Annotated in this window: 18 protein-coding genes and 1 riboswitch; of the genes, 7 read left to right on the forward strand and 11 right to left on the reverse strand. The window is 73.9% G+C overall.

The window, feature by feature from the left end; genetic code table 11:
* Positions 1–46: 46 nt before the first annotated feature.
* Positions 47–138: riboswitch (cobalamin riboswitch) on the reverse strand.
* Between the two features lie 141 nt (positions 139–279).
* Together ACFY61_RS02220 and ACFY61_RS02225 are read right to left on the reverse strand one after the other, a co-directional pair.
* Positions 280–501 (reverse strand): hypothetical protein, encoded by a 222-nt coding sequence (locus tag ACFY61_RS02220; RefSeq protein WP_389465752.1) that lies wholly within the window; start codon positions 499–501, stop codon positions 280–282.
* Positions 502–524: 23 nt separating this feature from the next.
* Positions 525–1,787: an anion permease gene (locus ACFY61_RS02225; protein WP_389465754.1), complete on the reverse strand. Its 1,263-nt coding sequence runs from the start codon at positions 1,785–1,787 to the stop codon at positions 525–527.
* A 284-nt stretch (positions 1,788–2,071) separates the two neighbouring features.
* Between ACFY61_RS02225 and ACFY61_RS02230 the strand changes: the two genes are divergently transcribed.
* Positions 2,072–3,199 (forward strand): alpha/beta hydrolase family protein, encoded by a 1,128-nt coding sequence (locus tag ACFY61_RS02230; protein ID WP_389465756.1) that lies wholly within the window; start codon positions 2,072–2,074, stop codon positions 3,197–3,199.
* 75 nt (positions 3,200–3,274) lie between these two features.
* On the forward strand, positions 3,275–4,720 hold the full coding sequence (locus tag ACFY61_RS02235) for a hypothetical protein (RefSeq protein ID WP_389465757.1): 1,446 nt from the start codon (positions 3,275–3,277) through the stop codon (positions 4,718–4,720).
* 22 nt (positions 4,721–4,742) lie between these two features.
* On the opposite strand, the gene ACFY61_RS02240 is transcribed toward ACFY61_RS02235, so the two are convergent.
* The gene (locus ACFY61_RS02240; protein ID WP_389465759.1) at positions 4,743–5,141 is read right to left on the reverse strand and encodes a VOC family protein; all 399 of its coding nucleotides are present in this window, start codon (positions 5,139–5,141) and stop codon (positions 4,743–4,745) included.
* A gap of 78 nt (positions 5,142–5,219) precedes the next feature.
* Positions 5,220–6,110: a neutral zinc metallopeptidase gene (locus ACFY61_RS02245; RefSeq protein WP_389465761.1), complete on the reverse strand. Its 891-nt coding sequence runs from the start codon at positions 6,108–6,110 to the stop codon at positions 5,220–5,222.
* A 253-nt stretch (positions 6,111–6,363) separates the two neighbouring features.
* Here ACFY61_RS02245 and ACFY61_RS02250 point away from each other — a divergent pair, with 253 nt between their 5' ends.
* The 3 genes from ACFY61_RS02250 (at position 6,364) to ACFY61_RS02260 (ending at position 9,427) form a co-directional block, all read left to right on the forward strand.
* Positions 6,364–7,962 (forward strand): ABC-F family ATP-binding cassette domain-containing protein, encoded by a 1,599-nt coding sequence (locus ACFY61_RS02250; protein WP_389465763.1) that lies wholly within the window; start codon positions 6,364–6,366, stop codon positions 7,960–7,962.
* A 340-nt stretch (positions 7,963–8,302) separates the two neighbouring features.
* Positions 8,303–8,524 (forward strand): helix-turn-helix domain-containing protein, encoded by a 222-nt coding sequence (locus tag ACFY61_RS02255; RefSeq protein WP_018518904.1) that lies wholly within the window; start codon positions 8,303–8,305, stop codon positions 8,522–8,524.
* 123 nt (positions 8,525–8,647) lie between these two features.
* A complete protein-coding gene (locus tag ACFY61_RS02260) occupies positions 8,648–9,427 on the forward strand; it encodes an enoyl-CoA hydratase/isomerase family protein (RefSeq protein WP_389465767.1) in 780 nt (259 codons plus the stop codon).
* 16 nt (positions 9,428–9,443) lie between these two features.
* On the opposite strand, the gene ACFY61_RS02265 is transcribed toward ACFY61_RS02260, so the two are convergent.
* The 7 genes from ACFY61_RS02265 to ACFY61_RS02295 form a co-directional block, all read right to left on the reverse strand.
* Positions 9,444–9,959: a lamin tail domain-containing protein gene (locus ACFY61_RS02265; RefSeq protein ID WP_389465770.1), complete on the reverse strand. Its 516-nt coding sequence runs from the start codon at positions 9,957–9,959 to the stop codon at positions 9,444–9,446.
* Between the two features lie 94 nt (positions 9,960–10,053).
* Positions 10,054–10,809, reverse strand: coding sequence for an SDR family oxidoreductase (locus ACFY61_RS02270; protein WP_389465771.1), 756 nt, complete (start codon positions 10,807–10,809; stop codon positions 10,054–10,056).
* A gap of 19 nt (positions 10,810–10,828) precedes the next feature.
* Positions 10,829–11,620, reverse strand: a complete 792-nt coding sequence (locus ACFY61_RS02275; protein ID WP_389465773.1) for an SURF1 family protein — start codon at positions 11,618–11,620, stop codon at positions 10,829–10,831.
* A gap of 94 nt (positions 11,621–11,714) precedes the next feature.
* Complete coding sequence (locus ACFY61_RS02280; RefSeq protein WP_079431638.1) at positions 11,715–11,948, reverse strand: hypothetical protein; 234 nt, start codon at positions 11,946–11,948, stop codon at positions 11,715–11,717.
* Between the two features lie 64 nt (positions 11,949–12,012).
* On the reverse strand, positions 12,013–12,993 hold the full coding sequence (locus tag ACFY61_RS02285; protein WP_389465776.1) for a DEDDh family exonuclease: 981 nt from the start codon (positions 12,991–12,993) through the stop codon (positions 12,013–12,015).
* Positions 12,994–13,048: 55 nt separating this feature from the next.
* Positions 13,049–15,799, reverse strand: a complete 2,751-nt coding sequence (locus tag ACFY61_RS02290; RefSeq protein WP_389465779.1) for an MXAN_6230/SCO0854 family RING domain-containing protein — start codon at positions 15,797–15,799, stop codon at positions 13,049–13,051.
* Positions 15,800–15,948: 149 nt separating this feature from the next.
* Positions 15,949–16,662: a TetR/AcrR family transcriptional regulator gene (locus tag ACFY61_RS02295; protein WP_389465781.1), complete on the reverse strand. Its 714-nt coding sequence runs from the start codon at positions 16,660–16,662 to the stop codon at positions 15,949–15,951.
* A gap of 126 nt (positions 16,663–16,788) precedes the next feature.
* On the opposite strand from ACFY61_RS02295, the gene ACFY61_RS02300 reads away from it, so the two are divergent.
* Both ACFY61_RS02300 and ACFY61_RS02305 read left to right on the forward strand, forming a co-directional pair.
* Positions 16,789–17,586 (forward strand): acetoacetate decarboxylase family protein, encoded by a 798-nt coding sequence (locus tag ACFY61_RS02300; protein WP_389465784.1) that lies wholly within the window; start codon positions 16,789–16,791, stop codon positions 17,584–17,586.
* A gap of 1 nt (position 17,587) precedes the next feature.
* A complete protein-coding gene (locus tag ACFY61_RS02305; RefSeq protein ID WP_389465786.1) occupies positions 17,588–18,472 on the forward strand; it encodes an SDR family NAD(P)-dependent oxidoreductase in 885 nt (294 codons plus the stop codon).
* Positions 18,473–18,480: the final 8 nt, after the last annotated feature.

The raw sequence follows: 18,480 nt of genomic DNA on the forward strand, positions 1-18,480 counted from the left end.
TCCTCACTCAGGGTCCGCGCCCTGGTTCGACGTGTTCCGGCGGTGAGAGTTCCTGGCTCCCGTCGGGCACGTACGCGTCGTCCGTGCCCTGACGGTGACAGTGGCGGGACCGCGCCGGATTCGCACCGGACTTCCTCTCCTGCCGCCGTGATGGCTCGGGCAGTCCACCACGCACCGCGAGGGCCCGTCAACTTCCCGTTGACCTGCGGCGAACGGGGGCCGGGCATGCGAAAACTCCCCCCGGAGGACCGGGGGGAGCCTTCGTCGGTACGCGGTGCCTCAGACGACGATCAGGTAGATCCCGTAGGCGACGGCCGCGGCGCACAGGGCGAAGCAGGCGTAGGCGCCGGTGCGGGCCAGGTTGGCCGCGCCGCCCGCGTCGGTGGCGGCCTCGTGCTTGGAGAGGCCGACCATGCCGAGGGTGAACAGGGCCACCAGCGCGACGGTGGCGGAGAGGCTGACCCCGAAGACGGAGCCCAGAGCTGCCCAGTCGATCTTCATGCTGCGGAAACCTTCTCTGATCGTCAGACCGCTGCGGCCGGGGCCGCCGGGGTCTCGGGGGCGTGCGCGGTGCTCGCCGGGATCGTGGCCTTGAGGTCCTCGTCGGTGACGGCGGCGGTGGTGCCGGCCGGCGGGACGGCGACGGCCGCGATCGCGGTGGTCACCACGCCGGGCTCCTCGGCGGCCTCGACGTCGTTGACGTTGTTGTGGTCGACGACCTGGCGGCGGGAGACCAGCCAGATGGCGAGGCAGGAGCCGACCAGGAAGACGGTGACGGCGGCGATGCCGATGTCACCCGTGCGCATGACCAGCTCGGCCAGGGCCGAGACCAGCGCGGCGGCCGGCAGGGTCAGGCCCCACGCGACGAACATGCGGGTGGCGGTGGACCAGCGGACCACACCGCCCTTGCGGCCCAGGCCCGCACCCATGACCGCGCCGGAGCACGAGTGGGTGGTGGAGAGGGAGAAGCCGAGGTTGGAGGAGGCCAGGATGACGGCCGCGGCCGAGGTCTGGGCGGCGAAGCCCTGCTGCGGCTGCAGGTCGGTCAGGCCCTTGCCCATCGTGCGGATGATGCGCCAGCCGCCGAGGTAGGTGCCGAGCGCGATGGCCAGACCGGCCGAGACGATGACCCACACCGGCGGGTTGGCGCTGGCCGGGAGGGCGCCGCCGGCCACCAGGGCCAGGGTGATGATGCCCATCGTCTTCTGCGCGTCGTTGGTGCCGTGCGCCAGGGAGACCAGACCCGCGGAGGCGATCTGACCGGCCCGGTAGCCCTTGGCCGAGGTCTTCTCGCCGACGTTCCTGCCCAGCTTGTACGTGACCTTCGTGGCGAGCATCGCGGCGACGCCGGCGACGATCGGCGCGGCGATCGCGGGGATCAGCACCTTGGTGACCAGCGTGCCGCCGTTGACGGCGCCCATGCCGGCGGAGGCGACCGCGGCACCGATCAGGCCGCCCATCAGGGCGTGGGAGGAGCTGGAAGGCAGTCCGACCAGCCAGGTCAGGAGGTTCCAGAGGATGGCGCCGACGAGCGCCGCGAAGATCACCTCAGGCTGGATGCCCTCTTCGTTGACGAGTCCCTTGGAGATCGTCTTGGCGACCTCCACGGACATGAAGGCGCCGACGAGGTTGAGCACGGCGGACATGGCCACCGCCGTCTTGGGCTTGAGGGCGCCGGTCGAGATGGTGGTCGCCATCGCGTTGGCTGTGTCGTGAAAACCGTTCGTGAAGTCGAACACGAGAGCGGTGATGATCACGATCCCGAGGAGAAGCGTTATGTGCTCCATTTACCCAGGCTTCTGTTTGGCGTCAGTGGCTCGGCGACCGTAGGCAACCTAGGTGAACGAGAAGTGAACTGACCTGGTCCGCATGGTGTCCCCGTCCGGCGGACGTTCGGGACCCTCGTCCCGATTGTGACCTGGATGCGCCGATTCGTGCACGTCAGGAGGGGGGCGCCGGACCCCGCCCGGCGGCCCGGGGGCCCCGCCAAACCTCGCCGGGACCCAACCGGAAGAGAGGTATGTCACCCTTCCCGCTGGCCGCGCCCGATGCCCCGGCCGAAACTGGAACGGTGCGTACCGTGACAGCGACGGCTGCTGCCGTCACCACCACCCTCCTCGGCGCCGGAACAGCCGCCGTCCTGGCCGGCCGGTACGCCGCCGACGCCGCCCTGCGCCACCGGCCCGGCCGGCCGCTGCCCGGCCCCGGCCTCGTCGTCCACGGCACCGCCCCCGGCCGCGTCGCCCTGACCCGCTCCCTGTCCTCCCTGCGCCCCGGAACGTACGGCCTCGACGCACCCGGCGTGCACGCCGTGGTCGGCCGGGTCCTCACCGGGGCCCCGCACGCCCCCGACACCGTCGTCCGCGAACTCCTGCGCGTCACCCACGGCGAGCTGGCCCCCGGCACCCGGGTCCGGCTCACCCCCCAGGTCCACCTCGGGAACCCGCGCACCGCACTCGGCCTCGACCACGCCGACGTCGACGTCCCGGGCGAGCTCGGCCCCCTCCCGGCCTGGTTCGTGCCCGGCGCCCGCGAGACCTGGGTGATCACCGTCCACGGACTCGGCACCGGCCGCGAGCACCCGATGGTGGTCATGCCCTTCCTGCACCGGTACCGGCTCCCGGTGCTGGACCTCGCCTACCGCGGCGACCTCGGCGCCCCCGCCTCCCCCGACCGCCGCGGCCACCTCGGCGCCTCCGAATGGCGCGACCTCGACGCCGCCATCCGCTACGCCCTCCGGTACGGCGCCCGCCGCGTCGTCCTCCACGGCTGGTCCACCGGCGCCACCATGGCCCTGCACGCCGCCACCCGTTCGTCGCTCGCCGGCCGCATCGCCGGACTGGTGCTCGACTCGCCGGTCCTCGACCGGCGGGCCACCCTGCGCGCCCTCGCCGCGGCCAACGGAACCCCGGCCGCGCTGCTCCCGCTCGCCGCCCTCGCCGCCGAGACCCTCACCGGGCCGGCCACCGACCACCGCGCCGAGGTCGTCGACCCCGAGGCCCTCGACGTCCCGGTGCTGCTGTTCGCCGGCCCGGACGACACCATCGCCCCCTGGGGCCCGGCCGTCCGGCTCGCCCGGGCCCGCCCCGACCGGGTCACCCTGCGCACCGTCCACCACGCGCCCCACGCGGCCATGTGGAACGCCGACCAGCCCCACTACGAAGAGGCCCTCCGCCGCTTCCTCACGCCGCTGATGTGACAGATCCCGGAGCCCCCGTGCAGTAACGGCTGATTCCGTTTGGGCTTTCGGCCAGTGACGGGCGAGACTGATTCCGTGACGTCCCGAAAGCCTGATGAGCAGTTGGCTCGCGCTTCCAGACTCCGACTCGTCCCCGCCCGTTCGGTCGCCAGCGCCCGCAAGGCGGTGAGCGACCGGCGCACCCGGCCGGCCTCCCGGCCGCCCGAGGGGACTCCGGCCGCGCCGGAACTCGCCAACCGGGCCCGGACATCACTCTCCGACGCGGTACGCCTGGCCCGTTGGGCCGAACGCAACCTCGGCGCCCCCGACGCCGGCCGCCCCGCGCCGGCCGGCGCCCTTCCCGCCCGCGACATCGAACGCGCCTCCGGCGAACTCGGCCTGACGCACGGCCAGGTACGCGCCGGCTGGGACCGCGCCCGGCTCGCCGGCCTCGTCGAGATGCACGGCGGGAGCGCCCGCCCCGGCTGGCGGCTGCGCGCCTGGGACCGCGACGACGCGGCCGTGCTGCGCGGCTGGGTGGCCCTGTTCGACGCCTGGTCGCTCGTCCACCCCGCCCCGGCCGACATCGCCCCCGCCCTGGTGGCCGAGGTGGTCGAGGCCATGCCGCAGGTGCTCTCCCTGCTCCAGCTCTCGGCCGGCCCGGTCACCGTGCCCGCCCTGCTGGACCTCCTCGGCCAGCGCGTGGCCGAGCTCCGCGAGGAGCGCTGCGAGGTCCCGTACGGGCCCGAACCCGCCCCCGGAGCGGACTCCGGCGCCCCCGCCGACGCCGTCCCCGCCGGGGCCGAGGCCCGGCGGACCGCACCGCTGGCCCGCCTGCTCAGGTGGGCGCTGGGCGGGCTCGCCGCCGTCGACGCCGTCACCCTCGGCCCCAACCAGGCGGGGCTCACCCCCCTCGGCAGCTGGGCCGTCTGGGTCAAGCTGGAGCAGATCTGCGTGGCCGCGCAGAGCCCCGCCGGAAACATCGAGCAGTCCGCCGCCGCCATGCTGCACGGCTGCGCCCGGCTCACCCCCGGCCCGGCCCGCGCCGAGTACCGGGCGTGGCTGGCCGCGCGCCCCGTCGGCCACGCCGTCAGCGAGCTGCTGCACGCCGCCCGCGGCGAGGACGCCCTGCTCCGCGGCCTCGCCTTCGAGGCGCTGCGGGTCGTCGGGGCCCCCGCCGAACCGGAGGTGCGGGCCGCCGCCCGCGAGCCCGCGCTGCGCCCCTACGCCCTGCTCTGGCTCGCCGAGCACGAGGGCGTGGACCCGGAGGACGCCCAGGAGGTGCTCACCGCCGAGGAGCAGACCTGGCTCTGGGTGGACACCGCCGCCGCCATCGCCGACCACGGGGAGTCCGACCTGCTCGCCCGCCACCTGGACTCGGCCGTGCGCACCACCGTCCCGCGGCTGCTCGACGAGGTCCGTGCGGTGGGGCACCCCCGCACCGTGCAGGTGCTGGTCGCGCTGGCGGCCGCCCACCCCGACCCGGCCCTGGCCAAGGCGGTCCGCCGGGCCGCCTTCCAGGTCCACACCGGCGGAGGGTGACGACGGGCTCGGCGACGCCGGTTCACACGGTCGGGGCGTACGTCCCGAAGCTCCAGATGTTGCCCTCCGGGTCCCGGGCCATGTAGTCCCGGGACCCGTAGTCCTGGTCGGTCGGCTCCATGAGGATCTCCACCCCGTGCTCCACCGCCCGCCGGTGGTGCGCGTCGACGTCCTCGACGACCACGTACACCCCGGCCGGACCCGGCTCCGCACCCATCAGCCGGTCGAAGGTGCTGCCCGTGCCGCGGCTGCCGAGCATCACCATGCCGTTGCCGTAGGACAGCTCCGCGTGCCGCACCGAGCCGTCGTCTCCCTCGTAGACGGCGACCCGGGTGAACCCGAAGGCCTCGGTGAGCAGTCTGATCGCCGCGTGGGCGTCCTGGTACGTCAGCGTCGGACTGATCGACGGTGTGCCTGCCATGAAGGTCACGACCCCTCTCGCTCCGGTTCGTGTGACTCACGCCACAGTCTGGCAGGCGGCAGCGGTCCCGGCCGGGCTTCAGCGGAAGGTGTTGCACTGCGCCATGTCACCCGTGCGGTAGCCCTGGAAGAACCACTGCTGGCGCTGCTCGGCCGAGCCGTGCGTCCAGGTCTCCGGGGTGACCCGGCCCTGGAGCTTCTCCTGGATCCGGTCGTCGCCCACCGCGGCCGCCGCGTCCAGTCCGTCCCGGATGTCGTCGTCGGTCAGCGAGGTGATCAGCGGCCGGCCGGTGGACGCGGCGGGGCTGGTGGTGGCGTTCCTCGCCCACACCCCCGCGTAGCAGTCGGCCTGCAGCTCCACCCTGACCGCGTTGCTGGTGGCGCCGGCCCGGCCGTCCTGGGCCCGCTGGAGGGTGCCGATCAGGTTCTGGACGTGGTGCCCGTACTCGTGGGCCACCACGTACGCCTGGGCGAAGGGCCCGCCGGCCGCCCCGAACGTCGTCCGCAGCTCCTCGAAGAAGCCGAGGTCCAGGTAGACCTGCCGGTCGGCGGGGCAGTAGAACGGCCCGACCTCCTTGGTGGCGGCGCCGCAGGCGGTGTTCACCCGCCCGGTGAAGAACACGGTGGAGGCCGGGGCGTACCGCCCGCCCCGCCGGGCGAATTCCTGCCGCCAGAAGCCCTGCGCGCTGTTCACCACCCCGACCAGCCGGCAGTCCTCGCGCGTGTTGGCGTCCCGCCCGGTGCGGCAGGCCTGCTGCACCTGGGCCATCGAGGACGAGGTGGCCGAGGGCTCCGGATCGCCGGAGGAGAGCCCCAGCTGCTCGGGACCCACCCCGAAGAGCAGGCCCATGACCAGGGCGATGATGCCGACGAGGCCCCCGCCGACCGTTGCCCGGCCGCCCGGGATGCGGCTCCCGCGCACGTCCTTGACCTGGGAGGTGTCCAGATCGGCGTTGTCGTCGAACTGCATCGCGCCTCGCCCTCGGATCGGCGGACCAGGAGGCCGGGCGGCCGGCCCCGGCGGGGGGTGTCCACCCCTTCATCCTGATACGTCCCTGATCACGCGGCCCGCACCGAGGGCCGAACGGGCGACCCGCGGTCCTCAAAACCGGTTGCGCACCACTTGTAGAATGAATCCCATGGCAAATCTCCTCGCGGACTAGCGGCGTAGAAGCCTCGCGTACCGCCCCCTTCCGCCGTCCATACCGCACTGGAGTATTTCCGTGATCACCGCCACCGGCATCGAGCTGCGCGCCGGCGCCCGCATCCTCATCGAGAACGCCTCCTTCCGTGTCGCCAAGGGCGACCGGATCGGCCTGGTCGGCCGCAACGGAGCGGGCAAGACCACCCTCACCAAGTGCCTCGCCGGCGAGGGCCAGCCCGCCGCCGGCGCCATCACCCGCTCCGGCGAGGTCGGCTACCTCCCGCAGGACCCGCGCACCGGTGACCTCGACGTCCTCGCCCGCGACCGGATCCTCTCCGCCCGCGGCCTCGACACGCTGATCAAGAAGATGCGGGCCAACGAGGACCGCATCGCCAACGGCACCGGCGCCACCCGCGACAAGGCCCTCAAGCAGTACGAGCGCCAGGAGACCGAGTTCCTCACCAAGGGCGGGTACGCCGCGGAAGCCGAGGCCGCCACCATCGCGGCCGCCCTCGGCCTGCCCGACCGCGTCCTCGGCCAGCCGCTGCACACCCTCTCCGGCGGCCAGCGCCGCCGGGTCGAGCTGTCCCGGATCCTGTTCTCGGACGCCGACACCCTGCTCCTCGACGAGCCGACCAACCACCTCGACGCCGACTCCATCGTCTGGCTGCGCGACTACCTCAAGACCTACCGCGGCGGCTTCATCGTCATCTCCCACGACGTCGACCTGGTCGAGACCGTGGTCAACAAGGTCTTCTACCTGGACGCCAACCGGTCGGTCATCGACGTCTACAACATGGGCTGGAAGCTGTACCAGCAGCAGCGCGAGGCCGACGAGAAGCGCCGCAAGCGCGAGCGCCAGAACGCCGAGAAGAAGGCCGCCGCCCTCAACGCGCAGGCCGACAAGATGCGCGCCAAGGCCACCAAGACGGTCGCCGCCCAGAACATGGCCAAGCGCGCCGACCGGCTCCTGTCCGGCCTGGAGGCCGTCCGCGTCTCCGACAAGGTCGCGAAGCTCCGCTTCCCGGACCCGGCACCCTGCGGCAAGACCCCGCTGACGGCCGAGGGCCTGTCGAAGTCCTACGGCTCGCTGGAGATCTTCACCGACGTCGACCTCGCCATCGACAAGGGCTCCCGGGTCGTCATCCTCGGCCTCAACGGCGCCGGCAAGACCACGCTGCTGCGCCTGCTGGCGGGCGCCGAGAAGCCCGACACCGGCGAGGTCACCCCCGGCCACGGCCTCAAGCTCGGCTACTACGCCCAGGAGCACGAGACCCTGGACCCCGAGCGCACGGTCCTGGAGAACATGCGCTCCTCGGCGCCCGACCTCGACCTGGTGCAGGTCCGCAAGGTGCTGGGTTCCTTCCTGTTCTCCGGCGACGACGTGGACAAGCCGGCCGGAGTACTCTCCGGCGGTGAGAAGACCCGCCTGGCCCTGGCCACGCTCGTGGTGTCCTCGGCGAACGTGCTGCTCCTCGACGAGCCCACGAACAACCTGGACCCCGCCAGCCGCGAGGAGATCCTCGGGGCGCTGCGCACCTACAAGGGCGCGGTCATCCTGGTCACCCACGACGAGGGCGCGGTGGAGGCCCTGGAGCCGGAGCGGATCATCCTGCTCCCGGACGGGGTCGAGGACCTGTGGGGTCCCGACTACCGGGACCTGGTCGCCCTCGCCTGACCCGTTGATCCAGTTCCTTATGGATCATTCGGCTCAGGGGTGATCCGTCATCTGAGTGAGACGGTCTCGTACCGTCGCGCGCTGTACAACGGCCCCGGCCGTGCCCGCACGAGGGCGCGACCGGGGCCGTCCCTGTTCTTTCCGCCCTCCTGACCTGCCGATTCATTCCCGATTCCGGGAAATGTGATGGAGGTCATGCGACGGAAGGGCAGATTCCGTTCTGCTCGGGCGTCCACCTGCGCGGAAATGCCGCCGCACGGACCTTGCTGAATGGGTGGCCAGGAAGCCCGGGAGGGGTGATCATGAGAGTCCAGAGCGCACTTCCCATGAGGAGGCACGGGTGGCCGAGACTCTGAAGAAGGGCAGCCGGGTGACCGGCGCCGCGCGCGACAAGCTCGCGGCAGACCTGAAGAAGAAGTACGACTCCGGTGCGAGCATCCGGGCGCTGGCCGAGGAGACGGGCCGGTCCTACGGATTCGTCCACCGGATGCTCAGCGAGTCCGGAGTCACGCTGCGTGGCCGCGGTGGCGCGACGCGCGGCAAGAAGGCGGCCACGGCCTGATCGAGGGCCCGAAGCCGAGGACCACACAACGTACGGTGACCCCCGGTCGGCCACTGGGTCGTCCGGGTGGTTACTGTGCAGTCACTTAAGTGGAGCTGCACAAGTAACCACCCGGAGGCACGGATGGACCTGCTCGACAAGGACGGCGTACGGCTCTCGGTCGACGACGCGATCGCCACGGTGACACTGACCAACCCGGCCAAGCGAAACGCCCAGTCTCCCGCGCTCTGGCGGGCGTTGGCGGAGGCCGGTCGGTCGCTCCCCGGATCGGTCCGGGTCGTCGTCCTCAGCGGCGAGGGCAAGTCCTTCTCCGCCGGACTCGACCGGCAGGCGTTCACCCCCGAGGGCTTCGAGGGCGAACCGTCCTTCCTCGACCTGGCGCGCGGCTCGGACGAGCTGCTCGACGCCACCATCGCCGAGTACCAGGAGGCGTTCACCTGGTGGCGGCGGAACGACATCGTCACCATCGCCGCCGTACAGGGCCATGCGATCGGAGCCGGATTCCAGCTCGCCCTCGCCTGCGACCTGCGGGTCGTCGCCGACGACGTGCAGTTCGCCATGCGCGAGACCAGCCTGGGCCTGGTCCCGGACCTCGGCGGCACCCAGCCCCTCGTCTCCCTGGTCGGTTACGCCCGCGCCCTGGAGATCTGCGCCACCGGCCGCTTCGTCCACGCCGAGGAGGCCGAGCGGACCGGCCTGGCCAACCTCGTCGTGCCCGCCGCCGAGCTCGACCACGCCGTACGGGACCTGACCGCGGCCCTGGTGGCCGCGCCCCGCGACGCCGTGATCGAGACCAAGGCCCTGCTCCGCGGCGCCGCCGGCCGCACCTACGACGAGCAGCGCACCGCCGAGCGCGCCGCCCAGGCCCGCCGCCTCCGCGACCTCGCCGGCCTGTCCGACTGAGCCGTCGGGCGAGCCGTCAGGACGACCGGTACTCGTGGCAGCTGTGCGGGCTGCGGGTCTTCCAGAAGGTGCCGGCCCGGCAGGTCTTCAGGAAGAAGGGATCCTCCGGCCGGTGCAGCGCCGGCTGCGCCGACACGTTCGACCAGACGTGCGTGCGCGAGTTCCAGTAGACGTGCCCGAGCCCCGTCCCGTTGGAGCCGGAGTTCCGGCCCGGGCCGGAGTGCAGGCGGACGGTCTTTCCGGGGCGCACCAGGTAGGTGCCGAAGGTGTAGTCCCAGCGGGAGTCGCTGCCCCGCACCTTCCAGCCCCTGAGGTTCACCGTGCGGCCGGTGTTGTTGTGGATGTCCAGCCACTCGCCGTTCCGGGACGCCACGGTGGTGGTGTCCCGGCCGGGGGAGTCCCACTGGAACGCGCCGAAGTGCACGGTACGCGCGTGCACGGTGGCGGCCGAGGCCGGGGTCGCGGTGCCGAGCGTGCCGGCCAGGAAGGTCGCGGCCAGGGCCGCGGCCCTGCCGGGGGTGAAGGTGCGCATGGTTCTCCCGTCGCAGGGACCCGGCGCCGCCGGGTGCGGGCCGAGGTCATGATCATGATCTCTGGTCCCGTACCCGGTACGGCCGTCGGGGGTCTCAGAAGCCGTGGCGCGCGCCGCCGTCGACCGGCAGCATGACGCCGGTCAGGTAGGACGCCGCCGGGGACAGCAGGAACGCCGCCGTACGGCCGAACTCCTCCGGAGTGCCGTAGCGGCGCAGCGGGATGCGCGACTCGTTCTGCGCGCGGGCCGCCTCGGCGTCCCCGGAGAGCGCGTCCAGCTCCCGCACCCGGTCCGTGTCGATCCGCGCGGGGAGCAGCCCGACCACCCGGATCCCGCGCGGCCCCAGTTCGTCCGCGAGGGACTTGGCGAAGCCGGCCAGGCCCGGGCGAAGACCGTTCGAGATGGTCAGCCCGGGGATCGGCTCGTACACCGACCCGGACAGCACGAATCCGATGACCCCGCCCTCGCCGAGCTCGGCGGCGGCGGCCCGGGCCAGCCGCACGGCCCCCAGGAACACCGACTCGAACGCGGCCGTCCACTGCTCGTCCGTGTTGTCCGCCGCGAAGCCCGGCGCCGGGCCGCCCACGCTGACCAGTACGCCGTCGAACCGCCCGAAGTGCTCCCGGGCGGCCGCGACGAGCCGGGCGGCCGACCCCGGGTCGGCGTTGTCCGCGGCCACGCCCACGGCGTTGGGCCCCAGCTCCGCGGCGGCGGCAGCGGCCCGGTCCGCGTCCCGGCCGGTGAGGAGCACCTTCGCCCCGTCGGTGGTCAGTTCACGGGCGGTGGCCAGGCCCAGCCCGCGGGTGGCTCCGGTGACGACGTAGACGCGGTCCTTCAGTCCAAGATCCATGCGCCCACGTTAGGCCACGTCAGGCGCTGACCGCTTCCCTGTCCCCGGCGCCGGTCCGTGCGGCCTCCGCCTCGCGGTCGCGCCGCTCCCGGCGCACCAGCACCACCCAGCCCACCGGCACCCCGGCCGCGAACAGCCACCACTGCACGGCATAGGCCATGTGCGCGCCGATCGAGTCGTGGTCGGGCGCGCCGATCGGTTCCGGCCTGCCGCCTGCCGGCTCCGGCGCGGTGAGTTCCAGGTAGCCGCCGAGCACCGGCTTGCCCAGGGCCCGGGCCTGCTGCTCGCTGTTGATCAGCATCACCTGGCGGTCCGGCAGGCCCTTGCGGTCCTTGATGCCGCTGCCGCCGCTGGTCTCGTCCGGCTTCAGCCGTCCGGTGACGGTGACCTCGCCGGCCGGGGGCGCCGGCACCGGGGGGTAGGCCCGCGGGTCGTCGCCCCCCTCCACCCAGCCGCGGTTGACCAGGACCACCCGGCCGTCGGTCAGCACCAGCGGGGTCAGGACGTGGAAGCCGACCGAGTCGTTCCCGTTGGTCCGCATCCGGACGACGACCTCGTGCTCCGCGTCGAACGTGCCGGTGGCGGTGACCGATCGCCAGCGGTCGGAGCGCGGCACGGTGTGGCCGGGGGAGGTGAGCTCGGTGACGGGGACCGGCGCGGCGTCCAGGTTCGCCGCTATCAGCTCGTTCTGCGCGACCCGGTGCTCGTGGCGGTGGAACTGCCAGAACCCCAGCTTGACCATCACGGGGATGAGGACGAGGGCGACGAGGGTGAGGCACACCCACTGCCGGGTCAGGACGAAGCGGTACACGCCCTCGACGGTACCCCCGGGCGCGGCCGGCCCTCGCGGTGGGGTCACCCCCCGCGGCCGGAGGGGCCCCTCGAGGAGGGCCGGCCGGCCGGGCTCAGACACGGTCGACGATGCCCACCTTCCCCTCCGCGCGGGCGCAGTGCCCGCCGCAGAACCACTGGCCCTCGACCTCGACGCCCTGCCCGATGATCTGGACGCGGCAGTGCTCGCAGATGGGCGCCATGCGGTGGATGGCGCAGGAGAAGCAGTCGAAGACGTGCACCGCGCCCTGCGCGTGCACCTCGAAGGACATGCCGTAGTCGTTTCCGCAGACCTCGCAACGTGCCATGCGCCACAGCGTGGGACCGGACGGGCCGGGCGGGCGAGCGGCGCCCTGGCGAGTCGCCCCAGGCTCACCCGTCTGCCGGAGCCACGTCCCGCAGGAGTTGGGTGAAGGCCGCCTCGTCGACGACCGGCGTTCCGTACGCCTTCGCCTTGACGGTCTTGGAGGTGGCCGAGTCGGGGTCGTTGGTCACCAGCAGGCTGGTGAGCCGGGACACACTGCTCGCCACGTGCAGCCCGGCCTCCACGGCACGGTCCTCGAGCAGCTCCCGGTCGACCGAGGTGTCCCCGGAGAAGGCGACCCGCATGCCCTGCTTGAGCGGGCTGCCGTCGGTGTACCGCCCCGGGTTCGGGTACGGGCAGGGCGGCCGCCTGCGCGAGGGACGCCAGCTGTTGGCCGATCCGTACGCGCGCTGGTGGCCCAACCGGGGCGCGGCCGGGGTGTCCGACCACTCCGTCAGCGGCCGGCACTCCAGCAGCGGCAGCCGTACGCCGTCCCGCGCGGCCGCGTGCAGCGACGGGCGGAAGGCCTCGGCCAGCACCCGGGCGTCGTCCAGGGCGTGGTGGGCGCGCTGCTGGACGACGCCGAAGTGGGCGGCGAGGGACTCCAGCTTGTGGTTGGGCAGCGGGAGGTTCAGCTCCTTGGACAGGGCGATGGTGCACAGCCGCTGGCGGACCGGCGCCGCGCCCTCGGCCCGGGCGTACTCCCGGGCGATCATCTGCCAGTCGAACATGGCGTTGTGGGCGACCAGCACCCGGTCCGCCAGCCGGTCCGCGAACTCCCCGGCGATGTCCGCGAAGAGCGGCGCGCCGGACAGCACCTCGGTGGTGAGGCCGTGGATCCAGACCGGGCCGGGGTCCCGCTGCGGGTTGACCAGCGTGTACCAGTGGTCCTCCACGTTGCCCTGCGCGTCGAGCCGGTAGACGGCGGCGGACACTATCCGGTCGTCGCGAGCGAGCCCGGTGGTCTCCACGTCGACGACCGCGTACCCCTGGGGGTACGCGGCCGGCCACGTCGTCTCTGCGGTCGTACGGTCGTCGAGCATGGTCACAGAGGATACGGGCCCCGACTGACACCCCGCTGCCCGAGGCGGTGACCGGGGCCGCTCACCCGAGTTCCGCGACCAGGTCCGCGGCGGTGACCCGGACGAGCGCTTCGGCGGCGTCGCCGGGGCCCGGGAAGAGCCGGTAGGAGGTGCCGGTGGCGCGGGCGGGCGCCACGCCGGCGTCCACCGTGGCCAGGAACACCCGCCTGCCGGAGGCGAGTTCGGCGGCCGCCGCGCGGGCGTCGGGAACCGCGAGCCGCTCGTCGGGGCCACCGGCCGCCCCGTCCGCGCCGGCCTCGTCCGCCGCCCCGGTCCCCCCGGTCCCCCCGGCCGCCACCGGGCCGGCGATCCTGGCCGCGAAGGCGCCGGGCTCCTCGCCGGGCCCGCGCCGGTAGAGCCACAGTTCGTCGGAGCCCCCGGTCGGACCCGAGCCGTCGTCGGGGCCGGCCCGGCGTACGACGGCCACCTCGCGGGCCCGGACGGCCGCCCGCCACACCGTCAGGTCCCAGAGCGTGGCTCGGGTGCCGGAGCCGTACTGCTCCCACAGGTCGCGGGCGACCCGGCCCAGCCGCGGCCCCTGCGAGCGGACGCTCTGGAAACCCTCGGCGGGCGGCAGGTGGACGTCCGCCCACAGGGCGCGCCCGGCGGCCAGGTCCACGACCATCGGCAGGGTCACGCTGGAGTCGCCCACGAGGTCGAAGCGGCGGCGGACCGCGCGCGGGTGGTAGCCGGCGTCGCGCGGGACGCCGGCCGGCAGGGCCATGAACCCGGCGAAGGCGTCCGGCAGCTCCTCGAAGGCCACGTTGTTGAAGCTGAAGACCATCGGCACGGCGTACGCGTCGCCGTCGCGGGCGAGCACGGCCGGGTCGAGGTCCACGTACTCGGTGGCGCCGTCGGGTGCCGGGGCCGAGGTGAGGTCCCCGGAGTGCACGGCGCCCCGGCCGTGGGTGAGCGAGGTGTAGTCGCACAGGCCGGTGAAACGCCAGTCCGCGTCGAAGAACGCCACCGACAGGTCGAGGTCGGTCCGCCTTCCCTCCGGCTCCCGCCAGTGCAGGAACAGCCGGACCACCTCGCCGGATGGCAGGGACTGCATGCTGCCGCGCGGCACCGCCACCAGGGACGCCGCCGCACCGTGCTCGGCGAAGGGGACGGCCAGGTCGCCGAGTTCGGGGTCGAGCACGGCCAGCTCGTACGGCTCCCCGGCCCCGCCCGCGAACCGGCGGAGCACCTCGGCCTCCAGCACCCGCACGACCGCCCCGGTCAGGGCGGCGGGCAGCGGGGGCCGCACCTCGCGCAGGGCGAGGGCCCGGGTGACCTCCGCGCGGGGGAAGAACACCCGGCGGCGTCCCGTCCGGTCCTCGGCACGCACCCGGAGCGCCCCCAGCGCCGACAGCAACGGCCCGGGCCCCACCCGGGGCAGCCCGCGCGCCAGGGCCTCGGCCAGCTCCGGCACCGGGGCGTCCGCGTCGGCGGGGTGCAGGCGCAGCAGGTGGTCGAGGCGGCGGACCAGTTCGCCGGGACGCTCGCCGGCGAGCGCGGCGGCCGGGCCCGGATCGCCCGCGGCCAGGGCCCGTTCCATCCGGCCGGCCCAGGTGGCGGGCCGGATCCGGTCGCCGACCACCCGGACCGCGTCGGGGTGGTCGGCCGCGGTCTCCAGCAGGGCCGCGCCGAAGGAGGTACCGGCGTCGACGCGGGTCTCGCGCAGCACGGCGAAGGCGAGGGCCGCGCGGGGGTGCCGGGCGTGCTGCTCGAAGGGGTGCAGGGGCTCCGCGGCCCGCTTCCACGCGGTCGGGTGCCGCAGCAGGTCCTCGACCAGGAACGGGGTGGGCAGTCCGTCGAGGACGGCCAGCAGCAGCCGGCGCAGCGCCCGGTGCGGGCCGATGAACTGCGGTAGCGGCAGCAGCCCCGCGGACCCGCCCGACAGCACGGAGAGGACCCGAAGCACGTCGGTTGCGGTGGTCAGCCGCTCGGCCGGCAGGGCCCGTACGGCCTCCTCGGCGCCAGCCGGGGGACGGCCCAGCAGGGTGCCGATCACCAGCGCCTTCGTCTCCCGGACCGGGATGTCCTCGGGGAGCAGGCCGCGTCCGGCGGGGCTGAGCGGCAGCAGGGTCAGCAGGTCGTGCCGGTCCTGGGGGGAGAGCGGGGTGCGGCGGGCCAGCAGGGCGCCGACGATCGCGGTGGCGTCGGCGGCCCGGTCGGTGCCCAGGCGGAGCAGGCGCAGCGGGCCGGTGGTGGGGGGCTTCGCCGCGCCGACCGCGCGCACGGGCCGCAGGAACGGGTCGTCGCCGTCGAGCCGGCGGTGGCACAGCGGGCAGCCGGAGTAGTCGGCGCCGTCCCAGCACAGCCGGCACACCAGGTGGGCGCAGGGGGAGACGGCGTGGACGGTCCGGCCCTCGCCGCACAGCACGCAGGGCTGGTCCGGCTGTTGGAGCAGGTGGGCGAAGACCCGGTCCACGTACAGGGCCTCGGTGTCCCGGGGGACGGTCCGGGGGAACTCGCGGAACAGCGGGTTGTGGGTCCGGTCGGAGCCCATGAGGCGGTCGGCCAGCGCGACGACGCGGGTGTGGGTGGCGGCCAGTTCCCCGCCGGGCAGCGCGGACAGGGCCGCGTGCAGGGCGGGCGAGAGGGTGCAGCCGCGGCCGAGGAGCTCCGCTTCGAGCCTGCGCAGCGCCGGTCCGGCGCGGTGCGCGCCGCCGGGGCCGGTCCCGGACCCGGGATCCCCGCCGCGTCCGGTGCCGGTCCCGGCCCCGGGGCCGGCGTCCACGTACACGGTCTGGATCCGGCGCAGCAGGACGGACTCGGCAGCGAGCAACAGGGCTTCCCCTCCACGGGTCTGGGACGACACGGACGGGGGCGGAGAGTAGGCGCGCGAGAGGTGTCGGAAGGGTGAGAAGGAAGCGCGCCGGGGAGCCGCCCCCGTACGAGCCGATCCCATCACGGCGGTGGCCGGGCGCCAAACGATTAATGCCCCGGGCTCGGGGTCCCCGGGGTCGGGGTCCCCGGCTTCGACCGGTCCCGGGCTCCGGTGCCGGGCGACAGCAGGGACTCCACCAGGGCCCGCACGGAGAGCAGGAAGATCCGCTCCGGTTCGGCGGGCCGGGCCAGGGCGCGGGCCAGGGCGGCGTCGTCGGGGGAGGTCCCGGGGGTCCTGGCCGCCGCCGGGCCGCGCGGGGGGTTCCACAGCTCGCCCTCGGCGGGGGACTGGGCGGGGGCGCGTTCCCGGTTGCGTTCCACCAGGACGTGCCCGACGACCTGGAACTGCACGGCCCGCACGACGTCGGCGGCTCGGGCGCCACGCAGCCCGGCCGCGTGCACCTCGTGCACCAGGGCCTGCTGCGCGGGCAGGAACATCCGCTCGGTGAGCCCGCGTTCGTGGACCATCGCGATCAGGTGGGGGCGCTCGCGCAGCTCGCGGCGCAGCGCCCGGGCCACCGAGACGATCCGGTCGGCGGGAGTGCGGCCGGCGGGCCGGATGGCGCCCATGTCCGTCACCGTCCGCTCGACCAGCGCGTCGAGCAGCGACTCGCGGTTGCCGACGTGCCAGTAGATGGAGGTGACCGCCGTGCCCAGTTCGGCGGCGAGCTTGCGCATGGTCAGGGCGGCCGGGCCGTGCCGCTTGACCAGCGCCGCGGCCGCGTCCAGCACGTCGTCGCGGGTCAGCGGGGTTCGCGTCATCGTTGCCCCCTCCTTGTCCGACGTACCGTCAGTTCTGCTCGGTGCAGCCCTCTTTACCCTTCATCGGCGTCGGTGTAACTGTGTTACAGAGCCCCCGGGAACGAACCCATGAAGGGTGGTACACCCATGGCACGCATACGGTACGGCGCGCGTACCGAGGCCGAGATCGCCGCCTCCCGCGAGAAGAGCACCGACCTGCCCGACATTTGGTCCACCGGCGTGGTCGCCGTCTGGGAGACCGACCCGGACGTCGTCGCGGCGGTCCTCCCGCCGCCCCTCGAACCCACCGCCCGCCCCCTGGTCCGCGCCAACATCAGCAAGGTCGACCTGCCCGGCTACCCGCTCGGCGCCGGATCGGTGGCCGTCGCCGCCCACCACGACGGAGTCGACGGCTGGTACCCGCTGGTCATGCCGATGACCCACGAGCGCGCCCTCACCGGCGGCCGCGAGGTCTTCGGAGAGCCCAAGAAGCTCGGCGAGGTCACCGTCGAGCGCGACGGACTGGTGGTCTCCGCCGCCCTCGCCCGGCACGGCATCGCCTTCGTCGAGGTGCGCGGCGCCGTCGACCGCGAGCTCCCCCCGCCCGCCCCCGCCCCGAAGACCGACTTCTACTTCAAGTTCCTCCCCGCCGTGGACGGTTCCGGCTTCGAGGACGACCCGGTCCTCGTCCACTGCACCCGCAACGAGAAGGTCCGCAGGCTGGAGCACGTCACCGGGGACGTCATCCTCCGCGAGTCCATGTACGACCCCGTGGCCGACCTCCCCGTCCGCCGCCTGGTGGAGATCACCATCGGGGAGAAGACCACCGACCAGAAGGGCCGCGTGGTGGAGCGGGTCAGCGCCCGCGCCCTGCTGCCGTACGTCCACCAACGCTACGACGACCCCCAGCAGGTCCTGGACGGCCCGCCCGAGGGGAGCGTGTGACATGAGGCTGGAACCCGGACAGACGGCCGTCGTCACCGGCGCCGCGAGCGGCATCGGCCTCGCCCTGGCCCGCCGCTTCGCCGACGAGGGCCTGCGCGTCGTACTCGCCGACGTCGAGGAGGGCGCCCTCGCCGACGCCGCGGAACAGCTGGCCGCCGACGGGGCCGAGGTCCTCGCCCGCACCGTCGACGTCGCCGACCGCGACGCGGTGAACGCCCTCGCCGACGCCGCGTACGACGCCTTCGGCGCGGTCCACGTCCTCTGCAACAACGCGGGCGTCGGCTCCGGCGCCGAGGGCAGGATGTGGGAACACGAACCCAACGACTGGAAGTGGGCCTTCTCCGTCAACGTCTGGGGCGTCTTCCACGGCATCCAGGCCTTCGTCCCCCGCATGCTCGCGGGCGGCGAACCCGGCCACGTCGTCAACACCTCCTCCGGCGACGGCGGCATCGCCCCGCTGCCCACCGCCTCCGTGTACGCCGTCACCAAGGCGGCCGTGGTCACCATGACCGAGTCCCTCTACGCCCACCTCAGGGCGGAGCGCGCCCAGGTCGGGGCCTCCGTCCTCTTCCCCGGGCCGCACATGCTCCGCACCGGACTGTGGGAGTCCCACCGCAACCGGCCCGAGCGCTACGCCAAGCAGCGGCCGCGCCGGAGCCCGTACCGCACCCTCGACCAGTACGAGGCCGCGATGAAGCAGGCCGGCCACGAGGTGCGGTTCACCCCGGTCGAGGAGGTCGCCGAGCAGGTGGTCGACGGCATCCGCGCCGACCGCTTCTGGATGCTCCCCGCCGGCGAACACAGCGACCGGCAGATCCGCGCCAGGTCGCAGTCCATGCTCGACCGCGCCAACCCCGCCTACCTGGAAAGCTTCATCCTCGACTGAGGAGCGTC

This window comes from Streptomyces sp. NPDC012888 (genome assembly GCF_042900645.1).
Lineage (GTDB): Bacteria > Actinomycetota > Actinomycetes > Streptomycetales > Streptomycetaceae > Streptomyces.

Coding starts and splice junctions, on each gene's coding strand:
- ACFY61_RS02295 (WP_389465781.1), bottom strand. CDS start 16,662: ATGACGCGAACCCCGCTGACCCGCGACGACGTGCTGGACGCGGCCGCG.
- ACFY61_RS02270 (WP_389465771.1), bottom strand. CDS start 10,809: ATGGATCTTGGACTGAAGGACCGCGTCTACGTCGTCACCGGAGCCACC.
- ACFY61_RS02240 (WP_389465759.1), bottom strand. CDS start 5,141: ATGGCAGGCACACCGTCGATCAGTCCGACGCTGACGTACCAGGACGCC.
- ACFY61_RS02220 (WP_389465752.1), bottom strand. CDS start 501: ATGAAGATCGACTGGGCAGCTCTGGGCTCCGTCTTCGGGGTCAGCCTC.
- ACFY61_RS02225 (WP_389465754.1), bottom strand. CDS start 1,787: ATGGAGCACATAACGCTTCTCCTCGGGATCGTGATCATCACCGCTCTC.
- ACFY61_RS02245 (WP_389465761.1), bottom strand. CDS start 6,110: ATGCAGTTCGACGACAACGCCGATCTGGACACCTCCCAGGTCAAGGAC.
- ACFY61_RS02265 (WP_389465770.1), bottom strand. CDS start 9,959: ATGCGCACCTTCACCCCCGGCAGGGCCGCGGCCCTGGCCGCGACCTTC.
- ACFY61_RS02280 (WP_079431638.1), bottom strand. CDS start 11,948: ATGGCACGTTGCGAGGTCTGCGGAAACGACTACGGCATGTCCTTCGAG.
- ACFY61_RS02305 (WP_389465786.1), top strand. CDS start 17,588: ATGAGGCTGGAACCCGGACAGACGGCCGTCGTCACCGGCGCCGCGAGC.
- ACFY61_RS02260 (WP_389465767.1), top strand. CDS start 8,648: ATGGACCTGCTCGACAAGGACGGCGTACGGCTCTCGGTCGACGACGCG.
- ACFY61_RS02300 (WP_389465784.1), top strand. CDS start 16,789: ATGGCACGCATACGGTACGGCGCGCGTACCGAGGCCGAGATCGCCGCC.